At 35.2% G+C, this 22,131-nt stretch carries 21 protein-coding genes; 9 read left to right on the top strand and 12 right to left on the bottom strand.

Annotated elements, in window-relative coordinates; translation table 11 throughout:
- Positions 1-112 precede the first annotated feature (112 nt).
- Positions 113-1,552, bottom strand: coding sequence for a sigma-54 interaction domain-containing protein (locus UABHE_RS16140; protein WP_372371363.1), 1,440 nt, complete (start codon positions 1,550-1,552; stop codon positions 113-115).
- Between the two features lie 890 nt (positions 1,553-2,442).
- Between UABHE_RS16140 and UABHE_RS16135 the strand changes: the two genes are divergently transcribed.
- Both UABHE_RS16135 and UABHE_RS16130 read left to right on the top strand, forming a co-directional pair.
- Positions 2,443-2,721 carry a hypothetical protein gene (locus UABHE_RS16135; RefSeq protein ID WP_372371362.1) on the top strand — a complete coding sequence of 93 codons (279 nt, stop codon included), beginning with the start codon at positions 2,443-2,445 and terminating at the stop codon, positions 2,719-2,721.
- Positions 2,712-2,954 (top strand): type I restriction endonuclease, encoded by a 243-nt coding sequence (locus UABHE_RS16130; RefSeq protein WP_372371622.1) that lies wholly within the window; start codon positions 2,712-2,714, stop codon positions 2,952-2,954. Before UABHE_RS16135 ends, UABHE_RS16130 begins: the two co-directional genes overlap by 10 nt.
- On the opposite strand, the gene UABHE_RS16125 is transcribed toward UABHE_RS16130, so the two are convergent.
- Both UABHE_RS16125 and UABHE_RS16120 read right to left on the bottom strand, forming a co-directional pair.
- Positions 2,912-3,769, bottom strand: a complete 858-nt coding sequence (locus UABHE_RS16125) for a formylglycine-generating enzyme family protein (protein ID WP_372371361.1) — start codon at positions 3,767-3,769, stop codon at positions 2,912-2,914. The genes UABHE_RS16130 and UABHE_RS16125 overlap by 43 nt on opposite strands.
- A 109-nt stretch (positions 3,770-3,878) precedes the next feature.
- The gene (locus UABHE_RS16120) at positions 3,879-4,736 is read right to left on the bottom strand and encodes a formylglycine-generating enzyme family protein (RefSeq protein ID WP_372371360.1); all 858 of its coding nucleotides are present in this window, start codon (positions 4,734-4,736) and stop codon (positions 3,879-3,881) included.
- 364 nt (positions 4,737-5,100) lie between these two features.
- On the opposite strand from UABHE_RS16120, the gene UABHE_RS16115 reads away from it, so the two are divergent.
- The gene (locus UABHE_RS16115) at positions 5,101-5,565 is read left to right on the top strand and encodes a transposase (protein ID WP_372371359.1); all 465 of its coding nucleotides are present in this window, start codon (positions 5,101-5,103) and stop codon (positions 5,563-5,565) included.
- A gap of 48 nt (positions 5,566-5,613) precedes the next feature.
- On the opposite strand, the gene UABHE_RS16110 is transcribed toward UABHE_RS16115, so the two are convergent.
- The 4 genes from UABHE_RS16110 to UABHE_RS16095 all read right to left on the bottom strand — a co-directional run bounded on the left by UABHE_RS16110 (position 5,614) and on the right by UABHE_RS16095 (position 7,221).
- A complete protein-coding gene (locus UABHE_RS16110; RefSeq protein WP_372371358.1) occupies positions 5,614-5,787 on the bottom strand; it encodes a hypothetical protein in 174 nt (57 codons plus the stop codon).
- Between the two features lie 6 nt (positions 5,788-5,793).
- A complete protein-coding gene (locus UABHE_RS16105; protein WP_372371357.1) occupies positions 5,794-6,021 on the bottom strand; it encodes a hypothetical protein in 228 nt (75 codons plus the stop codon).
- Between the two features lie 76 nt (positions 6,022-6,097).
- On the bottom strand, positions 6,098-6,484 hold the full coding sequence (locus UABHE_RS16100) for a type II secretion system protein GspG (RefSeq protein ID WP_372371356.1): 387 nt from the start codon (positions 6,482-6,484) through the stop codon (positions 6,098-6,100).
- On the bottom strand, positions 6,484-7,221 hold the full coding sequence (locus tag UABHE_RS16095; RefSeq protein ID WP_372371355.1) for a hypothetical protein: 738 nt from the start codon (positions 7,219-7,221) through the stop codon (positions 6,484-6,486). The genes UABHE_RS16100 and UABHE_RS16095 overlap by 1 nt, the downstream gene beginning before the upstream one ends.
- Positions 7,222-7,688: 467 nt before the next feature.
- Between UABHE_RS16095 and UABHE_RS16090 the strand changes: the two genes are divergently transcribed.
- Positions 7,689-8,423, top strand: coding sequence for a transposase (locus tag UABHE_RS16090; RefSeq protein WP_372371347.1), 735 nt, complete (start codon positions 7,689-7,691; stop codon positions 8,421-8,423).
- Positions 8,424-9,230: 807 nt separating this feature from the next.
- On the top strand, positions 9,231-9,965 hold the full coding sequence (locus tag UABHE_RS16085) for a transposase (protein ID WP_372371347.1): 735 nt from the start codon (positions 9,231-9,233) through the stop codon (positions 9,963-9,965).
- Positions 9,966-10,590: 625 nt separating this feature from the next.
- Here UABHE_RS16085 and UABHE_RS16080 read toward each other — a convergent pair.
- Positions 10,591-11,418, bottom strand: coding sequence for a leucine-rich repeat domain-containing protein (locus UABHE_RS16080; protein WP_372371354.1), 828 nt, complete (start codon positions 11,416-11,418; stop codon positions 10,591-10,593).
- Between the two features lie 214 nt (positions 11,419-11,632).
- A complete protein-coding gene (locus tag UABHE_RS16075) occupies positions 11,633-17,326 on the bottom strand; it encodes an RHS repeat-associated core domain-containing protein (RefSeq protein ID WP_372371353.1) in 5,694 nt (1,897 codons plus the stop codon).
- 79 nt (positions 17,327-17,405) lie between these two features.
- On the opposite strand from UABHE_RS16075, the gene UABHE_RS16070 reads away from it, so the two are divergent.
- Together UABHE_RS16070 and UABHE_RS16065 are read left to right on the top strand one after the other, a co-directional pair.
- The gene (locus tag UABHE_RS16070) at positions 17,406-18,140 is read left to right on the top strand and encodes a transposase (RefSeq protein ID WP_372371347.1); all 735 of its coding nucleotides are present in this window, start codon (positions 17,406-17,408) and stop codon (positions 18,138-18,140) included.
- Positions 18,141-18,403: 263 nt separating this feature from the next.
- On the top strand, positions 18,404-18,895 hold the full coding sequence (locus UABHE_RS16065; RefSeq protein ID WP_372371352.1) for a PEP-CTERM sorting domain-containing protein: 492 nt from the start codon (positions 18,404-18,406) through the stop codon (positions 18,893-18,895).
- Here UABHE_RS16065 and UABHE_RS16060 read toward each other — a convergent pair.
- From UABHE_RS16060 to UABHE_RS16050, 3 genes are all read right to left on the bottom strand, one after another.
- Entirely contained in the window at positions 18,892-19,662 is a 771-nt protein-coding gene (locus tag UABHE_RS16060; protein ID WP_372371351.1) for an SDR family NAD(P)-dependent oxidoreductase, read from the bottom strand. The two genes, UABHE_RS16065 and UABHE_RS16060, sit on opposite strands and share 4 nt — an antisense overlap.
- Positions 19,663-19,912: 250 nt before the next feature.
- Positions 19,913-20,110, bottom strand: coding sequence for a hypothetical protein (locus UABHE_RS16055; protein WP_372371350.1), 198 nt, complete (start codon positions 20,108-20,110; stop codon positions 19,913-19,915).
- 84 nt (positions 20,111-20,194) lie between these two features.
- Positions 20,195-20,422 carry a hypothetical protein gene (locus UABHE_RS16050; RefSeq protein ID WP_372371349.1) on the bottom strand — a complete coding sequence of 76 codons (228 nt, stop codon included), beginning with the start codon at positions 20,420-20,422 and terminating at the stop codon, positions 20,195-20,197.
- 293 nt (positions 20,423-20,715) lie between these two features.
- Between UABHE_RS16050 and UABHE_RS16045 the strand changes: the two genes are divergently transcribed.
- Positions 20,716-20,976, top strand: a complete 261-nt coding sequence (locus tag UABHE_RS16045; protein WP_372371348.1) for a transposase — start codon at positions 20,716-20,718, stop codon at positions 20,974-20,976.
- Between the two features lie 178 nt (positions 20,977-21,154).
- Positions 21,155-21,889, top strand: a complete 735-nt coding sequence (locus tag UABHE_RS16040) for a transposase (RefSeq protein WP_372371347.1) — start codon at positions 21,155-21,157, stop codon at positions 21,887-21,889.
- Positions 21,890-22,131: the final 242 nt, after the last annotated feature.

The following is a 22,131-nucleotide window of genomic DNA, read 5'->3' as shown; positions in this document are numbered from 1 at the left end:
ACAGGTAGAATAGAGGTTTATTAAATAATCTAGGTTAACGAATGGAGAGAAATGTAGTAATAATAGGCAAGAAGAGATGATCAAATATAACCACGTGAATTTTACATCGATGCTATGGTCTATCAATGCCGAGTTTTCGCATTTTAGCTCGCAAAGTGCTACGATTAAGCCCCAGAATTTCAGCTGCGCCTTCTTTTCCACTTACTTTCCATTTTGTCTGTTCTAAAACTAATAAAATATGCTCTCGTTCAACATCTTTTAACGTTTTAGGGGCTGCCAAAATAGTTTGTGAACTTTCCAGTTTTTCTGCCAGGCACAACTTTGTTCCAAAAGAGTTTAGTACCGCCCTTTCAATAACATTTTCTAATTCGCGAATATTTCCTAACCATTGATAATTTTGCAATGCATTCATAACATTAGTAGGAATAATCTTAATAGATTTCCCCAGTTTTCTCGATATTTTCCGTACGTAGAAATAAACAAGTAAGGGGATATCTCCCTTTCTATCTCTTAGAGGTGGTAGTATAATAGGGAAAACGTTCAATCGATACCAGAGATCTTCTCTAAAACGTCCTCTTGCGATTTCTTTTTTTAAATTACGATTAGTAGCTGCAATAAGCCTTACATTCACTTTAATAGTCTGAGAACTTCCTAAACGTTCAAATTCACCATCTTGAATCACTCTGAGTAACTTGGACTGTAGCTCAAGTGGTAATTCTCCAATTTCATCTAAAAACAGAGTAGTTCCATTGGCTATCTCAAATCGTCCAAGCTGCCTTTTATTTGCACTGGTAAAAGCTCCTTTTTCATGGCCAAATAGTTCGCTCTCTATGAGAGTTGGTGGTAATGTGGCACAATTTATCTTTACCAGTGGTCTATTTTTACACTTACTCAAATTGTGAATTGCTCGGGCAATAAGCTCTTTACCCGTTCCCGTTTCACCGAGAATCAGAACGTTACTATCAGTACCTGCAATTTGCTCCATCTTATAGAACACGTAATTGATTTCATCGCTGTGTCCAATAATGTTTTCGTAGTTATATTGCGACTTTATTTCCTCTTGTAAATAAGCTTGTTCTAATTCTAATTGATTCTTTAGTGTACTAATTTTAGAAAGAGCAATACGAAGTTCTTTCGTATGCTCTTTTACTTGTAATTCCAGTTTATCATGACTTTCTCTAGTAGTATTCTCTCTTCGCCTAGTAATACCTTCGATAGAAAGGATGAGTAGCTTACTATTTACACCTTCGCTGCAAAGTTTTTGAACACTAATAATCATCTTTTTTTCACTAGACTTCAAAAACTGACAGTCAACTTCAAAACTTTCGCAACTATTTTGTAAAATAGTTTTTTGTAAGAGTTCTAACAGCTCAGGATTATCACCCAAGTCAGAAATAAACTTTTCTTGTAATTGGTCTGATGTTATGGGGAAAATGTTGTAAAAGGATTGATTTGCAAATAATACTTTTAGCTGAGTATTAAGTATCAATAGCGGGTTTAAAATTTTTTCAACAATATTTGAAGCATGTTTTTGCAAAAAATCGTTATTCAAATTTTGTACCTCTAATAGAAGAATTTGGTATTCTATTCTATCCTATTAGAAATATAATTACAAAGATTCTTATAGCTTTCTGTAAGAGATTATTACTAGACGGGCATCTAGAATAAGACTTAGCATTCCAATAGACATTCGCGATTCAAGGAACATTATGCCAGACTTGGTGTACCACTAATTAAACGTTAGTAATGAGTGTCTGGCGCGAGTTTGGCCTAGTAACGAAGGCTTCTTATTTATTAGGAGAAAGTGTATTTCTATGGGAAATCATCTCCTTTATGGATAAAAATTCTAACCTGTTTAACCTGTGGTGTTAATTCTTTTAAAATGGCAAAGCAATTAAGAATTGTATAACTGGCAGTGTGCCTTTATATGGATCAAATGGTATTATTGGAAAACAGAAAAAGCAAGATTCAATGATGGGGTTATAATAGAGCGTGTAGGTGTTTATTGCGGAAATGTGTTGTATTGCAAGTTAGGATTTTGGGCATCTGATAATACTATCAGTGGCTCAAACTTTAGACCAAAACCACGTGAATATTGAATATATATATTTTATATTACAGGAGAAGAGCCTTAAACGGTACGCTGGAGGCTCAGCGCAGCCTTTGTTCACACAATCTTCAGTAAAAGAACTTATATCAATACTTCCGCCAAAGAGTCTCACTGTATTGTTCAAAAATAATATCAGTCCAATATTTGATAAGATTGTTCTTTTAAGGAGCACTATAGAAAAACTTCGCAAAACTCGCGATATATTACTGCCCAAGCTTATATCTTGAGAAATCAATGTTGAAAATTTAAAGCTAAAGGGGTTCGAACATGCAGGAGTATAGCGAAGATGTTTTGGTCGAAAAACCAGTCATTGAACTCTTTGAAAAGTTAGGTTGGCAAGCAAAAAATTGCTTTTATGGCAGGTAGGAGACAACACTTCTCTTGGTCAGCAAACGTTTCAAGATGTTGTTTTGTTTCCCAAACTAAAAAAAGCACTAACAGCCTTAAACAAAAAAGTAATTGGTGAAGCAATAGAGCAAGCTCTAGAAGAACTCGCAAAAGACCGAAGTACTTTACACCCTGTAATTACGAATCGCGAAATATATCGATTTATTAGGAACGGTATAAAAGTAAGTGTAAAGACGGGCAAGAAACACACTCTATCAAAGTAATTGATTGGAATGAACCAAACAATAATGATTTTTTTCTTGCATCGCAGTTTTGGATCTCTGGGGATATTTATAGGTGTCGTGCTGATTTAGTGGGATTTATCAATGGACTTCCGTTAATTTTTATAGAGCTAAAAGTCACACACAAACGTTTGGAAACAGCGTATACATTTCTCTTGCAGAGCTCCGCTCTCTACTGTGACCTCAGGCAAAACCGAAAACCAATGAAGCCGTAGCGGTTGTCGGGCACGTACTCGTTACGGTACGCAGAGCGCACGAGCCCAGACGAGAGGCCCCAGCAACCACCGCGTATGACCCGGAAAGTGCCATCATTAGGACCAATAGAATCTACTGTTATGGAAATATCATATTCGCCATACCAATCACTACACCACTCATATACATTGCCATGCATCTCATATAGTCCCCAATTGTTGCGCGGTAGCGATTTTATTTCTACTGTCTTATTTTCATCATAGTGTACTTGATTTTTAGTAATACTGTCACCCAAATTAAACGCTGTTGTTGTTCCTGCACGACATGCATATTCCCACTGCGCTTCCGTTGGCAAACAACATTGCCATTCTTTCATTTGTTCGTTTAGTTTCTCAGTAAACGCCTTGCAATCATCCCAACTTACCATTTCTACTGGAAACCTCTTCCCCTTAAAATAACTTGGGTTATCTCCGATCACTGCTTGCCACAATTCCTGAGTACACGCTGTTTCTGCCAACCAAAACCCTTTGCTAATCGTTACTTGATGTTGAACTTCATTTGCGAATCTACCTTCTTCCGTTTCTGGAGAACCCATCATAAACGTTCCTGGTCTGATCCATCTCATTACTTGATGCACATCTTTATAAGTAAAACCCATCCACAAGCCACATTCATCTCGGCCCCAATCGCAAAAACTTCCGCGAAAAGAGCAGTTGTCGAATTCTGTTCCCGCAAAGTCTTCGCCATCGACACAATCTAAATAAAACGTACAACCCATGTACGTCGTATTGGGCTCTATTTCCTTCAACGACTTGCCTTTTACACGTTTTTTCATCGCAAACTCCAAAATTCATTCACAAAATCGCATTTTTATATTCATCTTCGAAATGTCTTGTCGACGGTTCCACCGTCTCCTATACATTTCTCTCGCAGAGCTCCACTCTCTACTGTGACCTCAGGCAAAACCGAAAACCAATGTCTTGGATGCGAAAGTCGGGCCCGCTCCTGTTGCGATACGCAGAGCGTACGCTCCAGGATGAGTCGCCCCAGCAACCACCACGTATGACACGGTCAGTACCACCATTACGACCAACAGGATCTACTGTTATGGAAATATCATATTCGCGATACCAATCACTACACCACTCAAATACATTGCCATGCATCTCATATAGTCCCCAATTGTTGCATGGTAGCGATTTAATTTCTACTGCCCCATCCTCACTATAGTTTACTTGATCTTTAGTAATCCTGTTACCAAAACTAAACGCTGTTGTTGTTCCTGCACGACATGCATATTCCCACTGCGCTTCCGTTGGCAGGCAACATTGCCATTCTGTCATTTGCTCGTTTAGTTTTTCAGTAAACGCCTTGCAATCATCCCAACTTACCATTTCTACTGGAAACCTCTTCCCCTTAAATTGACTTGGGTTATCTCCGATCACTGCTTTCCACAATGCTTGACTACATGCTGTTTCTGCCAACCAAAACCCTTTGCTAATCGTTACTTGATGTTGAACTTCGGTTGCGTATCTACCTTCTTCTGTTTCCGGGGAACCTATCATAAACGTTCCTGGCCTGATCCACCTCATTACTTGATACACATCTTTATAAGTAAAACCCATCCACAAGCCATACTCATCTCGGCCCCAATCGCAAAAAATTCCGCGAAAAGAGCAGTTGTCAAACTCTGTTCCTACAAAGTCTTCGCCATCGACACAATCTAAATAAAACGTACAACCTATGTACGTCGTATTGGGCTGTATTTCCTTCAACGACTTGCCTTTTACGCGTTTTTTCATCGCAAACTCCAAAACTCATTCACAAAATTACACTTTTATACTCATCTTCGAAATGTCTTGTCGACGGTTCCACCGTCTCCTATACATTTCTCTTGCAGAGCTCCGCTCTCTACTGTGACCTCAGGCAAAACCGAAAACCAATGTCGCCGCTGCGGAAGCCGGGCACGTCCCTGTCACGGTACGCAGAGCGCACGTTCTTGGATAAGTCGCCCCAGCTATTCAAATTAGTGTCAGACTCAAGCAAGAATAACACAAGTTGTTTTATAGCAGATCCTTACAAGCTAATAAATAGCATAGATTAAATGTTTTGTCAAAAGAATCGGTAAAATGATAGGATCAAAAGTCATTTTACAAAGGAGAACAAATGCGTCCGATTCGTATATCTATGGTCAACGGTTTATTTCATATAACAACAAGGTGTGATAATAAGAACTTTTATTTTCGACAAGATGAGGATTTTATAGAATACTTAAAAGTCATAGAAAAAGCGCGCGAAAAATACTCTTTTAAGCTACACGTTTACTGTATTACCAGCAATCACGTCCATCTACTAATATCGACACCTACAGATGATAATTTATCCAGATTGATGCAGTTTATCAATGGTGAATACGCAAAAAACTATAACCGTAGACACAAGCGTACAGGGCATTTTTGGGGTGGAAGGTTTTATTCAACAATTATTGACTCGGAGACTCAGCTACTTAATTCCATATTTTACATTGAACTTAACATGACAAGGAACAACGTTACCAAACATCCAAAAGAGTGGAAGTGGAGTAGCTACAGTCTAATTTTTACTATGGAAGGACTTTCACTTTCTAGATAATTAGAGCTTTACTGTACGCTCTCTAGCATAAATTTTAGCCAAAACAAATTAGTCTTTTGCTAAAATATAGTAAGTTCCAGGTCCTCTTTTTCCCACTTTTGATAATATACCTTCTTCTACCAATATCTTTAGCTCTTTACTTGCTTGTCGTTTTGAGACTTTGGCTAGTTTTTGATATTCTTGATTTGTTATAGAGTTGTGTTGTTTGAAGTATCCTGTCACTTTTTTTCAAACTTTAAGTAATAATCTATTGTTATATTCTAGAGATTTTTGATTAGTTATTTTCTTTTCTTTTTCTATTCCCTTGAGTAATTTTGCAATTTGTTCTGGCTTTGGTAACTGAGTTTTTAATTCCTCAAGAGAAAAACCGAAAGAGAGAGCTTGTTTTTTTAGTTTTTTGAGAATGAACTGTTGGTTCTTTTTTTCAAGATTCTCAGCAAAAAAGGTCTGACACAAATGTCTACTTCTTTGTCTACTTCTTTATTTACTCAGCCTGGATCCGATATTGTCCGAAAGTTTTTATGTTCTCCATTTAAAAAGATTTGTCTTTTAAGTTTATAATATAGATAAAATCTTTTGCAAATCCTTTTCCGCCTACTTTATGATCAATCCCAAGAGAATATACTTTACACTTGTATGAACTAATTATTTTGTAAAAGTACTTTTTTCCCCAAGGATCCCTGTACTTTTGAACATTATTTATTAATTTCAAAGTACTTTTCTTACATAGCTCATCTATACTTGTAGGTAATGTTTTAAAATTTGCGTAGTAATGCTTAATTGCAAGGTGCAGCATCTTAAAATCAGAATTCAAAGATACCTTATTTGTAACACTTACGTTATCCATCCAAAGATGCCAAGCCAAAACAGACAATAGAGTCGCCGAGATTAAAAAGAATAAAAACAGTCGAAATTTCATTATTTATTCCTTTCTGGACAGCACTTGCCATTAATAGAATTTTCAGCAGCTAAAATAAATTTATTTACTTCTTGATCATCAAGGGTTTTGCCTACTAGTCCCCAGTAAAGCGAGCTGTATTCCGCTAAAGAAGGTTCTACACTTAAATATTTTCTTTCTTCTTTAGAAATATCAAAAGCTTGATCCAAAATTTCTTTAGTGCTTGCATTTTTTCCGAGTTGAGATTTGGCTCGATAGAGCAAATCAGCTAGCATTATAGTTGTGAGTTGTTCCCTTGTTTGTATATCTATACATGGAATATTTTCATGTTTTTTATACTCTTTTACAAATGAATTAAAGTCTTTAATTCTATCCATTTTTATTATCGCTGATAAGTTTAGTATTCTTTCTTTATCAGTTTTCGAAAATATAGTTTGATCGGCCATTACCTCCTCTTCCGATACAAGCAAAGTCTTTTTTTGTTTATCTACTTGAAAGAATTTAACACCTAACGTTTCAGATACTACTTTTAATGCTTCATAACCAGCAGTTGCAATAACTATTCCAGGACCAAAAATGCTATCAATATTCCGAGCTGAAAAAAGAGCGTGTTCTGCGTCCTTTAACGAAAGGTGATAGTGCCCAAAACCTAGTTGATATTTTCGTTCTTCTCTCCTTTGCAATCGACCTTTTTCTGCTCGTTCTCCTGCTTCAGCGACCGGAATTTTAGTGTCAGACTCGAATGCCTTGACTATCATGAAGTTTATATGAATCTTGGTAAAACCATGAAGCAAAGGCAAAAAAAGTACATTGAAATCTCAGCAAAAAAGGTCTGACACGAATGTCAAATGGTAATTTCCTTCTTGTTTCTATTACAACTTTGTTCACTAGTTTTGATATCAAATTCTTGGGAAGTCTTTGTCTTGCTTGCAAAAAAAGCAAAATAAAGACAAATAACCTCTAAAACTACAAAAAAATCAAGAAATCATCAAATAGTTCAGATAAAATCCATATAGATTGGGCGCAAATCCAAGACGTTCATCTTACGCAAAAAAAATTGAGAAAACAGTAAAAGGCTCGCGAAGTAAAATTCGCTGAGTCTTATTTTTTCTTTAATTACTCTTTTATAAAATTGTGTCAGAGCAAAATTGTGTCATTTCTTAAATTGTCGAACAAGGCGATACAATAAGAAATAAAACTTTCGATAACTAAAAAAGGAGAAGAGATGCGTGCTCCGAGATTAATTTATGTTGGTGGAGTGTATCATGTTGTGGCACGATGTAATAATCGCCAGTATTTTTTCAATGACAATGAAGACTTTGATCTCTATCTAACAATGCTAAATAAAGCGCGAGATAAGTACGATGTAAGTATTTATGGATTTTGTATGACAAATAATCACATCCATTTAATTTTAGGCACGCCAAAAAATAAAAACTTGTCTCTTTTTATGCAGTACAGCCAAGGTCATTTTGCAAAAGCATATAACAAAAAGTATAAAAAAACAGGGCACTTTTGGACAGGAAGATACCATTCAACTATTATAGAATCAGAAGAATATTACATGAACTGTCTTTTTTACGTTGAACTAAATATGACGCGCAATGGTGTAACTAAACATCCTAAAAACTGGCGATACTCTAGCTACAGACAACATGCTTACGGAAAAGGTATTTTTAAAATAGATTACCACGATCAATATTTACAGTTAGGCTCTTCACCAAAACAAAGGCAAAAAAAATACCGCCAAATAATGCAATCAGCGATGGAAGAAAAAGGCTTACTGAAAAAACAACAACCACTCACTTATGGTATTATATACGGCTCGAAGCAATTTGTACAAAATATCATTCAAAAACATGCCAATCATAAATACTACGAAAAACGTAAAAATTACAAAACACAGGAAAAAGAAGTATATACTCTAAGGAAAGCCAAAACCAATATAGATAGTAGCTAAAAAAAATATTCTACTGTAACTCAAAGCAAAATGTCTACGAAAATTTACAATGCTCAAAGTCTGTCTACAACTCTTCTATGTGCCATTTTATGCACACAATTTTCTTTATAATTGAATTTTTATTCAATTACTATTTTCTCTGTTGTTCTCTTTTTCCTGTGCCTTGTAAATTATCAAACCGATAAAACCTTCATTTTTTTGTATAAGTTTGTCTCAGCAAAAAAGGTCTGACACTCTTATTATTCAAAAGAAGAGACATCAAGATAGTTCCTGAAATTGAAGCTCTATCTTCTCAAGGACATCATTTACTTGTAACAGATTTTGGACCTTTAGATATCCTTGGAATTATAGGAAATCGATTAGATTATAGCGATATTTTTAAAGAGTCAAATATCATGAAGGCTGGAGAGTTTCACATTTGAGTACAGAATTTAGAAAGTTTAATTCTAACAAAAAAAGAAATCGGCAGAGATAAAGATCACCTAACTCTTCCCATACTCCGAGAAACCTTGCAAAAAAAGCAAAATAAAGACAAATGACCTCTAAAACTACAAAAAAATCAAGAAATCATCAAATAGTTCAGATAAAATCCATATAGATTGGGCGCAAATCCAAGACGTTCATCTTACGCAAAAAAAATTGAGAAAACAGTAAAAGGCTCGCGAAGTAAAATTCGCTGAGTCTTATTTTTTCTTTAATTGCTCTTTTATAAAATTGTGTCAGAGCAAAATTGTGTCATTTCTTAAATTGTCGAACAAGGCGATACAATAAGAAATAAAACTTTCGATAACTAAAAAAGGAGAAGAGATGCGTGCTCCGAGATTAATTTATGTTGGTGGAGTGTATCATGTTGTGGCACGATGTAATAATCGCCAGTATTTTTTCAATGACAATGAAGACTTTGATCTCTATCTAACAATGCTAAATAAAGCGCGAGATAAGTACGATGTAAGTATTTATGGATTTTGTATGACAAATAATCACATCCATTTAATTTTAGGCACGCCAAAAAATAAAAACTTGTCTCTTTTTATGCAGTACAGCCAAGGTCATTTTGCAAAAGCATATAACAAAAAGTATAAAAAAACAGGGCACTTTTGGACAGGAAGATACCATTCAACTATTATAGAATCAGAAGAATATTACATGAACTGTCTTTTTTACGTTGAACTAAATATGACGCGCAATGGTGTAACTAAACATCCTAAAAACTGGCGATACTCTAGCTACAGACAACATGCTTACGGAAAAGGTATTTTTAAAATAGATTACCATGATCAATATTTACAGTTAGGCTCTTCACCAAAACAAAGGCAAAAAAAATACCGCCAAATAATGCAATCAGCGATGGAAGAAAAAGGCTTACTGAAAAAACAACAACCACTCACTTATGGTATTATATACGGCTCGAAGCAATTTGTACAAAATATCATTCAAAAACATGCCAATCATAAATACTACGAAAAACGTAAAAATTACAAAACACAGGAAAAAGAAGTATATACTCTAAGGAAAGCCAAAACCAATATAGATAGTAGCTAAAAAAAATATTCTACTGTAACTCAAAGCAAAATGTCTACGAAAATTTACAATGCTCAAAGTCTGTCTACAACTCTTCTATGTGCCATTTTATGCACACAATTTTCTTTATAATTGAATTTTTATTCAATTACTATTTTCTCTGTTGTTCTCTTTTTCCTGTATCTTGTAAATTATCAAACCGATAAAACCTTCATTTTTTTGTATAAGTTTATCTCAGCAAAAAAGGTCTGACACTCTTATTGCGAGTCTGGCACGAATGTCCGCACGAATGTCTATTGCGAGTCTGGCACGAATGTCAATGCAGTACAGCCAAGGTCATTTTGCAAAAGCATATTTATTGCGAGTCTGGCACGAATGTCTATTGCGAGTCTGGCACGAATGTCAATGCAGTACAGCCAAGGTCATTTTGCAAAAGCATATTTATTGCGAGTCTGGCACGAATGTCTATTGCGAGTCTGGCACGAATGTCAATGCAGTACAGCCAAGGTCATTTTGCAAAAGCATATTTATTGCGAGTCTGGCACGAATGTCTATTGCGAGTCTGGCACGAATGTCAATGCAGTACAGCCAAGGTCATTTTGCAAAAGCATATTTATTGCGAGTCTGGCACGAATGTCAATGCAATTTAAAAAACAACTTTGCAATTTGGTAAACTATCTGTAATCCATGTTCTTTCGCTTATATTTATTGAGTTTTCTAATAAAAGTAAGTGTTTTAAATTTGTAAGGCTTTGTATTTTTTTTGGTAAAGTCTTTAACTTGTTAGAACATAAATTAAAGAGAGTTAAATTTTTAAATTTTTCAACTTCTTCTGGGATTGATATTAATTTGTTCTGGCTAATATCTAATTCAGTTAGCGGACTTTCCAAAAAAGCAGTTGGAAATTTAGACAAATTGTTAATATGTAGATTTAAAGTTTTTAACATCGGTAACTTTATTTTTTTTGATATACTTGTTAACCTATTTCTAGAAATGAATAATTGAGTCAAATGTGACAACTTTGTTATTTCTTCAGGTAAGTACTCTAATTGGTTTAATGATAAATTTAAAAAACGTAGATTTTTAAGATCCCATATTTCTTCGGGAAGAGAATCTAGCTGATTGCAGTATAAACTTAAACGCTCTAACATTTTTAATTTTTTTATTTCTGAGGGAAGTTCTTTCATGCCATTTGCCATTAAATTTAAATCAGTAACAGAATGTAAATCAAAAATATAAGGTAAAATTTCACTCCAAGGAATAAAAGATAAATCAAAGCCTAATTTGCCATCAAAACAGCATTTGATAAATTTACAATTTCTAGGATATTCGAAAACAACATCAGTTTGGAATGTACAATTATGGAAATGTGTTTTTTCTATACGACATTTTCCTAATGCTAGAGAAAACTTACAATTATAATAAGAAACATGACTATGTATACAATTTAGTTGTTTATCTTTTATCTCATTCAATGGTTATTTCTCCATCCTTAAATGTAGTGAGCGTTTATTTGAAAGTTATATTCTTCTCAAAAGATATAATATACTTAACCAAAGATAAATTCGAGTAATAACGATAAGCATGGTTGGTTCATAAACGTGGATCAGCTTTAATACAACTAGGCTGACCCGTGTTTTTTGCCTGTAATTTTTTATCGCGTTTATGGTTATCAGAAATTACAATTTACTACTTAAACATGGTAGTAACATCATATTCTTCGCCAGAGTTTCTTAATAAATCTTGGTAATGTTTAATATAATTGTTAGATTTATTCTTTGCAAAATCGGAAAGAAGGCCGTTGAAATCTAAAATTTTCATAGCAAAATATTCTACATTGATTTCTTCTCTCCACTTACCGAGTTGATCTATCGCACTTTCGCCGTTAGAATAAAAATACGAATGCATATACTCATGCCCCGCGGTAACCAATGCAGAAGATTCATCCCCCCCATACAAATCATTTTTGTTTAATCTTATTTGCCGTTTCTTTTTCCAAAGTAGTTTTCCAACAAAATGAGACATTTTTGCGTATGGAACATATAACACTTTATCGACTACCTGTTTTTGCTCTACTCCTAAGGCATCTTTAGCAAGATTTGCAAATTGTCTTACTAAACGTTCTGCTTTAACTTGCCCAGCACGATATTCCATGCTTTTTCTAGTCACGCCTGATAAGCGTTTATACCAACGTGCTGAACCACGACCATGAGATTTAGAAAAATCCTTTTCACCACTGTAACGTCTTATACCTTTAAACAAACTATAACTGTGGAATAGAGATGTAATAATAGCATTTTTAAAGATATTATCCCACAAATTACCACAACATCCCTGTTGAGGGTCAAGAAAATACTCACCTATAGTTTGTACCGTACCTATTGCCATATCAGCAAGAAAATCGATAGTTAAGGCCCGAGATAACGACATAGAACCATTGGCTACAGCTCTTGTTGTTAAACCAGTAACTCCTCCAGAGAAAAATCCTGCTCCCCCCGCTAAAGCTGTTTGTTTCCAGTTGACCTGCGAAAAACTTCGCCCTTGTAAAAATACTTGAACTCCAAGATCAATTGTCGCACCTAAAACTGCACCAAAAACAGCAAATTTACCTTTCGGGTCAGTAAAAGTATAAGGATTTCCAGCAAAAGCCTGATACAAACCTAATCCATCAACATAGCCTTCACCATCTCTCTGTAAAAATCTCCCCAAAGTAGGATTGTAATAACGATTGCGATAGTAATAAGTATCTCCACCAGTTTCAACCTCAGCGCGCCTTCCTTGGAACGAATACACCATTTCCTCAAAATCGGTAAATTCCTCTAACTCGTTATCAGAATTCACAAGATAAGTCAGACCATAGCTACTATGTTCAAAGCGGTAAACAATATTACCACCAATATCGCTAACACCAACCACATCGCCACGGCTATTTTGGTGAAGATATTTTTCTTCGGTAATAGACGTGCCAGTTTCGTCATACAAAGTAATTTGCAAATGCTCGTCAATTCCCGAACCGTCAACAAATTGCCGCGAAACGATTTCTTGTCCAAACGCTTGTCCTATTTCGGCAGCTTGCTCTCTTTCTTCTATAGTTCGCCACCCCGAATAAAAAAAACTGCGGCGCACATCTTTGGTAACTAAACCACCTGGAGCGCAGCCAACGCGAGCAATATTAGAAATTCTGGTTTCTTCTAAATTTCCAGCTAAGCTAGTGCTCCCAAGAAAAGTATGCTCTGCAACGTTTATAACAACATTACCAATAAGTGGTTTTTCATCCAATAGAGTGCCATTGACAAATATCTTGAGGCTTTGTCCGTCGTATACTCCGGCGATATGTACCCATGTTGCTAAAGGTATCGCCACATTTCCTCTTACTTTAGTTTCCACAACTTCGTTATTTACATCTAAAGTGTTGAGAATAAATACAGGCTTGAGTCTTCCGCGTGACAGTTTTAAGGTAAAGCTATCTTTTCTTTTTATTAAGGCACCACCTACATCTTGAAGATTGTCTGTGCTTTGTGGATTTAGAAATACGAAAGTTTCTACAGATAATTGATCTTGAATGTTGTCCAAGGTGGTTGCAAGTGGAATCTTAAGTCTTTGTCCGTTGAAGCGCACAGATCTTGTATTGAAAAGACCGTCTTCTCGGCTGGTATTTTTAGGATTGCTAATATCACTTCCATTACCAGAACTGTCGACAATTGGGCCATCAGTATTGTTGTAGTAGTATAGGGCTAAAGTGTTAGCATCAGGTATTGCTTCTCCGTCAGCGATACTGCACTCTTCGACATGTTGTTCGCGAAATTGTTTGTTTATTCTACGATTCATGAAGTCATATTTGTAAGTTGCGATTACTTCGTCACTTGCTTTATTTTTGATTTCAGTAATGCGATTTAAAGCATCGTAAGCAAAAAGCCTTTCACTATCATCTGTTAAATTTCCATTATCGTCATGAACAAAAGTAGTACCATCAAATGAATCGTATTCATTCATGTTGTTAATGGTTTGTGTTTTTTCTTGGCCATTAACTGTCGTTTTTGCCCAGTTACCGACACCATCAAATTGCCAGTCTTGGGTTTGCGAAACGCCACCTAGTGAGCCGTCCTCTTTTATTCTTCCACGTTTGAAGTCTGTTACTCTATATAGCGAGTCTAATTGATATCGTTCGCTAAATTTGTTTCTGTGTAGATTTTTCTTTTGCGTTTTAAAGTTTACGCGGTTGTAGGTGTATTCATATTCTTGAATACGATTATTATTTGGTCGTAAATGACGCATATGGACTAATCGTCGTGCATTATCATAGCCAACATTGGCATCGCCAGCATCATTGAGCATTGTAAGTTTTGTACCATTTTTGTATATTCGCTCGATTACGCGGCTTCCGATATAGTCATACGAGGCAATCGCAGTGCTATTTTCGTTGATTGTTGTTAAACGATCTATTTTATCGTAGTTATAAGTAATCTTGCGATCGTTTGGATAAATGCATTCGGTAAGGTCACCCTTTTCGCGCCAGTTCATTGACACAGTTTTACCGTTTTGTATTTCTTCAAGCATACGACTCAAAGAATCATAGTTGCGTACTACAATGCTGTCATCCGTGGTATCGCTCGGATTATTATTGTCTGTTGCAACAGTTAATCGAGATAAACCATCGAACTGAAATGTTTGTTGGGTAGTACCTACTATGTTATTTGTGACGGAACGTGCGATGTTTTTTTCAACTATACGATTTATTCCATCATAAACATACGTACAAACATTCCCATTGTTATCCGTGTGGCTTATGATATTGTGGTCTTTACTATAGGTATTTGTTACAGATTTACCGTCAGCAAAAATTGTTTTTGTCGGGCGATTTAAGTTGTCGTATTCATAAGTCGTGGTGTTCGAATTATCGTCTTGAACAGTTAACAATCGTGAATTATCGTCCCAAATACTTGTTTCTGTGATATTACCATCAATATTACTTGGATTACTCAGATCTAGAGGGTTCCCTCCTTCACCATCAACAGTCAATTCCTTGATTGTTTTAATCGTTCGTCCTAAACCATCTTGTACAACTTCACTGATATTACCTAAATCGTTAATGTTTCCAGCAAATAGCCCAAGTGAATCGGCTATCTCTGTTCCTTCAGAATCAGCTGCTCTTGTAAGCATATTTCTACTGTCGTAGAAAAAGTAGTTGGTTTGGCCAATATTATTGGTAGTACGGATTTTGCGATTTAGGGAATCGAAAACGTTGATTGTGGTAAAGCTTTCTGAAGCAATGCGCCCTGTAGAATGTACTTCAGTAACGGTTATCTCTAATGGATTACTACTTTGATCGTACTGCGTTGTTACAGTATTTGATAGTGCATCTTCCACACGAATAACACGGCTGGCACCGTCATATTCTATTTTGGTGATTTCTTGCTCAGTATTAGGACTTGCTGATGTGGTAAATACTGTGCGCGAGTTACGATCATAGTCTACAAAGCTTGTTATAAGACCATCACCAGGAGTCGCATCGTTTTCGTCTAAATTCGCAACTCTTTGTAGATTTACTCCTTGAGAGATGAATAACTCATCTTCTGTTTTAAAAACGCGCGAGAGTTCATCGTGAAATACGTGTGAGCGACTTAGGAGAACGTTTCCAGTAGTATCGTTTGCACTTTTACTTTCTTCACCAATAGGACCAAAAGACGATACTTCTATTATATTTGACGCCGGATCAAATTTTTGCTCAACAACATTTCCCACAGAATCGATTGTGCGAATGCGACGATTAAATCCATCATACACAAACAATGTTTTTTCATTTTGTCCATCACCATCTGTGTCTTCAGCATCAATAATTTCTAGTGGATTGCCATTGAGATTGTAATTGGATGTTACAATGCTTTCGTTTGTTGTTCCTGGAGCTTGGATTACTTTATGCACGAGGTCACGTTCATCATACTCGGTACGAGTAATATTGTCAGGATCGATACCTGAAACGGCCAAAGGACTTTTTACCTCAACTAAATTTTCGTTTGCATCATAACGCATTTCCGTTGTTAAAGTTTTATTATTGTCTACTCTTTGAGTAATACTTAGCGGTTTATCTAAAATATCATAAGTGGTTGTTGTTTCGATGAAATTAGGTAAATCAGGATTATTTCCATCGCGATATTCCACCTCCGATTTTATAAGGTTGTTATTCGCATCATAGAATAAACGCGTTTTATAAGCAAAAGCTGTCAAATTTGGCTCTGTGGCAGCACTTACATCTGCGGCGACAGTTGTTTCTACAATCTGATTGAGAGCGTTTACTTCGATGAGAGTTTTTACACCACGCGGATTTATCGTAAAAACTACATTACCAACAGAGTCATATCCATATTCTGAAGAAATTTGCGTTGGAAGTGAATTTCCACGATATCTAGTCGAATGCGAATGGTCAACAATTGTTTTTTGTAAATACCCACCAGTTGCAATATCAAATTCATCGCCATTTGGTTTATTTCCCGACTGAACATCTACACCATCCCCATCAGGATCAGTTTCAGGATTGTAAACCATTAATGAAACTTCGCCTTCTGGTGTTTCAACGGTGCTCAATTGACCGAACTTATTGTATGATTTGCGGATTTCAATAAACTGTTGTGTTCCACCTTCGATGATCGTTTGAGGAGAGTTCGTTCTTAAATTGACAATAGGAGATTTCTCAACAATGATATTTCCACAAACGTTATTTGTAATTCCATCACCATTTAAATCATTACTACCTATTTTACTAAGTACAGAGCTGGCATCGATACCAAATTTGTCAATCAAATCTTGAAGAGTAAAACCACATGTACAGCCCACGGTGTCAAGATTTGCCTCAAAATAATCTGGGATCATTTGTGATGTGTATCGTTCTGAACTTGCTATTCCACCATTTTGCGGTTGGAAAGACGGGTCATTACCGCGTTGCTCTGTTACAGAAATTAACTGATTGTAAAACGGTTCATAAGTATAACTTACTTTGTGAAATTGTTGATCTCCGCCGCGCGCAGCGTCAGGAAAATGGGTCACTGATATAAGGTTTCCACGTTGGAATTGATCGGGATTGTTTTCGTCATATTCACGAACTACGCGGTTTCCTTCGGGATGAATTGTCTCTTTTAGCAAACCTGTTGCTGTATATTTGTACATAGTTATAAAACTTTGTGGATCAGAAGGTCTTATCCCACGTGTTTTTTCTTCTTTTTTTACAAGGTTACCGTTGATGTTGTACGACATAATGGTAATATTTTGATTGCGATCTACGATTGTTGTTACTTCACGAGGCAGATCAACATCGTTGGGGTTGCCATTTGGATTTACTTCTTCACGGGAATAAGTGTAAAATTGTGTCAGAGCAAAATTGTGGAGCAAAATTGTGTCATTTCTTAAATTGTCGAACAAGGCGATACAATAAGAAATAAAACTTTCGATAACTAAAAAAGGAGAAGAGATGCGTGCTCCGAGATTAATTTATGTTGGTGGAGTGTATCATGTTGTGGCACGATGTAATAATCGCCAGTATTTTTTCAATGACAATGAAGACTTTGATCTCTATCTAACAATGCTAAATAAAGCGCGAGATAAGTACGATGTAAGTATTTATGGATTTTGTATGACAAATAATCACATCCATTTAATTTTAGGCACGCCAAAAAATAAAAACTTGTCTCTTTTTATGCAGTACAGCCAAGGTCATTTTGCAAAAGCATATAACAAAAAGTATAAAAAAACAGGGCACTTTTGGACAGGAAGATACCATTCAACTATTATAGAATCAGAAGAATATTACATGAACTGTCTTTTTTACGTTGAACTAAATATGACGCGCAATGGTGTAACTAAACATCCTAAAAACTGGCGATACTCTAGCTACAGACAACATGCTTACGGAAAAGGTATTTTTAAAATAGATTACCATGATCAATATTTACAGTTAGGCTCTTCACCAAAACAAAGGCAAAAAAAATACCGCCAAATAATGCAATCAGCGATGGAAGAAAAAGGCTTACTGAAAAAACAACAACCACTCACTTATGGTATTATATACGGCTCGAAGCAATTTGTACAAAATATCATTCAAAAACATGCCAATCATAAATACTACGAAAAACGTAAAAATTACAAAACACAGGAAAAAGAAGTATATACTCTAAGGAAAGCCAAAACCAATATAGATAGTAGCTAAAAAAAATATTCTACTGTAACTCAAAGCAAAATGTCTACGAAAATTTACAATGCTCAAAGTCTGTCTACAACTCTTCTATGTGCCATTTTATGCACACAATTTTCTTTATAATTGAATTTTTATTCAATTACTATTTTCTCTGTTGTTCTCTTTTTCCTGTGTCTTGTAAATTATCAAACCGATAAAACCTTCATTTTTTTGTATAAGTTTGTCTCAGCAAAAAAGGTCTGACACTCTTATTATTATTATTATTATTATAATCAGTGACTATAACTATTGAGATCAACGACGGTATAACATTTGATGGAGCAGGTGTATTTGATATTGGTGTTCCAATTTCTGTAGAATTTGATTTTAGCACATTTGGTACATTTAGCGTTGACACTCTTGTTGATTCTAGTATTGGAGCTAGATTTGATATGCTATTTGAAAACAACACTGATGGATTTTTGTATGGGGGAGGATCTCTTGATAATAACGAACTTGGTCCTGGTTTACTCAATGAATCTTTTTCCGAGTATTTAGTACGTACAGGAAATACATTTACAAATGATTTTGTCGGGGTAGGCATATTACAAGCTGGCGTTTTAGGTAACAATGGCTCTGATACCATAACCTCGATTGTTTTGGGCCTAGATCCAGATGTTGTGACTGTTACTACTGCTGTTCCAGAGCCATCAACATACGCAATTCTTCTATTTACAATGCTTGGGTTTGTATATTTTAAATCGAAGAATGTTGCTTTTACACTCTAAATTTGAAAAGGAGAAACAAAATCTAAACCACCATCAACCTTAATTGTTTGTCCCACAACCCAACTAGCTTTATGCGAACACAAAAACAATACCAATTCTGAAATTTCTTGTAGGGTTGCTTCTCGCTTGAGAGGGACAGAATTACTAACTTTATCATTTACTGCGTCAAACATCTTACCTAAGTATTTTTGCGTCGATTCTGTGCGGAAAAAACCAGGATTAATGCCATTCACTGCGATATTTTTTGCTGCAACTTCGTGAGCATAATATGCAGTAAGAGTTTCTAAAGATGATTTAGCTGCTGCTAAAAGTCCATGAAAAGGAACTGCTTTTAGAGTATCCATTCCACTAATAGTTACGACTGCTCCGCCACCATCCATCATTTCTACAACATGCTTCATATTTAAAATAAACGATTTTACAGTGATATTGAACGTTTTATCAATATGATGCTCTTTCATTTGTAGCAAACTCTTAAATGCTGTTGCGGCCGCGTTATGAATATAAAAATCGAGAGTTTGAGTATAATCTTTAATTTGTGTAAAAAGCTCTTCACTCGCATTGGAAAAAGCCAAATCACATTTAAAAAGTGTGCATTTGCCTCCAGCATCGACAATTTGTTTACAAGCGTTGTTAGCTGTCTCTTCATCCGACCTATATGTTAAAAAAACTTCTGTTTGTTGTTTACAAAAAGCCTTGGCAATCGCAAATCCAAGACCTTTAGTCCCACCAGTGATCAAAACTTTTTTATTGCGAAATTCGCTCATTTTTTTCTCCGAAATCATGGATAGAGTATATTACTTTTTTGGAGTACGTTTATTCGGTTTTGCACATCGCTTTCCTTTTACACAATTTTTTTTGTTACTCAATATATAAATAATGGGCACCTCTTCCTTTCCACGCTGCTCAAGCCATCCTTCTTCTATTGCTGATTGCGCATAGTGATGTCGCACTAGGTACGGCTTGCTGGACGCTCTCTGGCACCAGAATTTCGCTATGTTGTACATAGCGCCCGTTTTAATCTACTTCGATATATGCTTCTACATATACATTATTTTTATTATTAATATCTAGCTTAATTTTTTTTAAAAATGACTCATAAGACAGCATTTCCAAAAATTCTTGAACGTTTCCATGCACATTTGTAATTTTAATTTTTCTATTTTTTGCCGTTTCTCCAAGAAGAAATTCAAAAAATTCTAGAGAAAAATACATTAAATTTTTACAATCTAATATCACGTTAATAAACAAGACATTAACGTTAATTTTTTCTGAGCCTGACGATATAACTTCAAGTATTTAGAGCAATACTTTTCCACGGGTCAAGTAATATTGATACTCATTGAAATCCCAGCTTGTACTAGGTGAAAGATATTTCTCTAAAAAAGAGAAATGTTCCATTTCAATTCTCATATTATCAATGTTCATCTTTGAAAAATTTTTTTTAAACCTATTTTCCTCAAAATTTTGTAACTTTATCTCATCAACGATATAATCACCGTAAAATACAAGTATACTGATTTCCATAATAGTCTCGCAAATTATTGATAGTTTTTCCATGTATTCATATTTCTTTCTGTATCTTTTTCTAAAGCTTTTTTTTCAGAAATAATCGCACTAAATTTCGTCACTGAGTCTAGCACTAGAACCTAACGGCCTTGTTTTTTTGAGCATTAGGAATTTTAGTGTCAGCGGTAGCTAATGAGGCATTAGTTTTTTTTGACATGAAACTGAATCACAATAGAATAGTTAGTGCAAAGTACCTCGCTGTATTGTTAAAATTTAAATTTTAACCCATAAAATATAAGCGAGGTACAACTATGAATCCTACAAAAAAAGTAAGAGAGAAAAAAGCTAAAAGCATAGAGACATTTGATATTATTAATCCTGATACGGCAGGAATAGACATAGGATCAAAAGAACACTGGGTATGCGTATCCTCAGACCGAGATTCAAAAAATATTAGAAAGTTTCCTACCTTCACATGTGATTTGCATGAGATAGCGGATTGGTTAAAAAAATGCCAAATAACAACCGTTGCAATGGAGTCTACAGGAATTTACTGGGTTCCTCTTTTTTAAGTTCTCGACTCAAAGGGTTTTGAGGTTTTTCTCGTCAATTCTACATTAACAAAATCGGTACCTGGTCGACCAAAAATTTATAAAATTGTGTCAGAGCAAAATTGTGTCATTTCTTAAATTGTCGAACAAGGCGATACAATAAGAAATAAAACTTTCGATAACTAAAAAAGGAGAAGAGATGCGTGCTCCGAGATTAATTTATGTTGGTGGAGTGTATCATGTTGTGGCACGATGTAATAATCGCCAGTATTTTTTCAATGACAATGAAGACTTTGATCTCTATCTAACAATGCTAAATAAAGCGCGAGATAAGTACGATGTAAGTATTTATGGATTTTGTATGACAAATAATCACATCCATTTAATTTTAGGCACGCCAAAAAATAAAAACTTGTCTCTTTTTATGCAGTACAGCCAAGGTCATTTTGCAAAAGCATATAACAAAAAGTATAAAAAAACAGGGCACTTTTGGACAGGAAGATATCATTCAACTATTATAGAATCAGAAGAATATTACATGAACTGTCTTTTTTACGTTGAACTAAATATGACGCGCAATGGTGTAACTAAACATCCTAAAAACTGGCGATACTCTAGCTACAGACAACATGCTTACGGAAAAGGTATTTTTAAAATAGATTACCATGATCAATATTTACAGTTAGGCTCTTCACCAAAACAAAGGCAAAAAAAATACCGCCAAATAATGCAATCAGCGATGGAAGAAAAAGGCTTACTGAAAAAACAACAACCACTCACTTATGGTATTATATACGGCTCGAAGCAATTTGTACAAAATATCATTCAAAAACATGCCAATCATAAATACTACGAAAAACGTAAAAATTACAAAACACAGGAAAAAGAAGTATATACTCTAAGGAAAGCCAAAACCAATATAGATAGTAGCTAAAAAAAATATTCTACTGTAACTCAAAGCAAAATGTCTGCGAAAATTTACAATGCTCAAAGTCTGTCTACAACTCTTCTATGTGCCATTTTATGCACACAATTTTCTTTATAATTGAATTTTTATTCAATTACTATTTTCTCTGTTGTTCTCTTTTTCCTGTGTCTTGTAAATTATCAAACCGATAAAACCTTCATTTTTTTGTATAAGTTTGTCTCAGCAAAAAAGGTCTGACACTCTTATTC

Origin of the sequence: Candidatus Uabimicrobium helgolandensis (assembly GCF_041508025.1) — a bacterium.
Taxonomy (GTDB): Bacteria; Planctomycetota; Uabimicrobiia; order Uabimicrobiales; family Uabimicrobiaceae; genus Uabimicrobium; species Uabimicrobium helgolandensis.
Note: the sequence above shows the minus strand (reverse complement) of the source record. Positions and strands in the feature narration are given on the sequence as shown.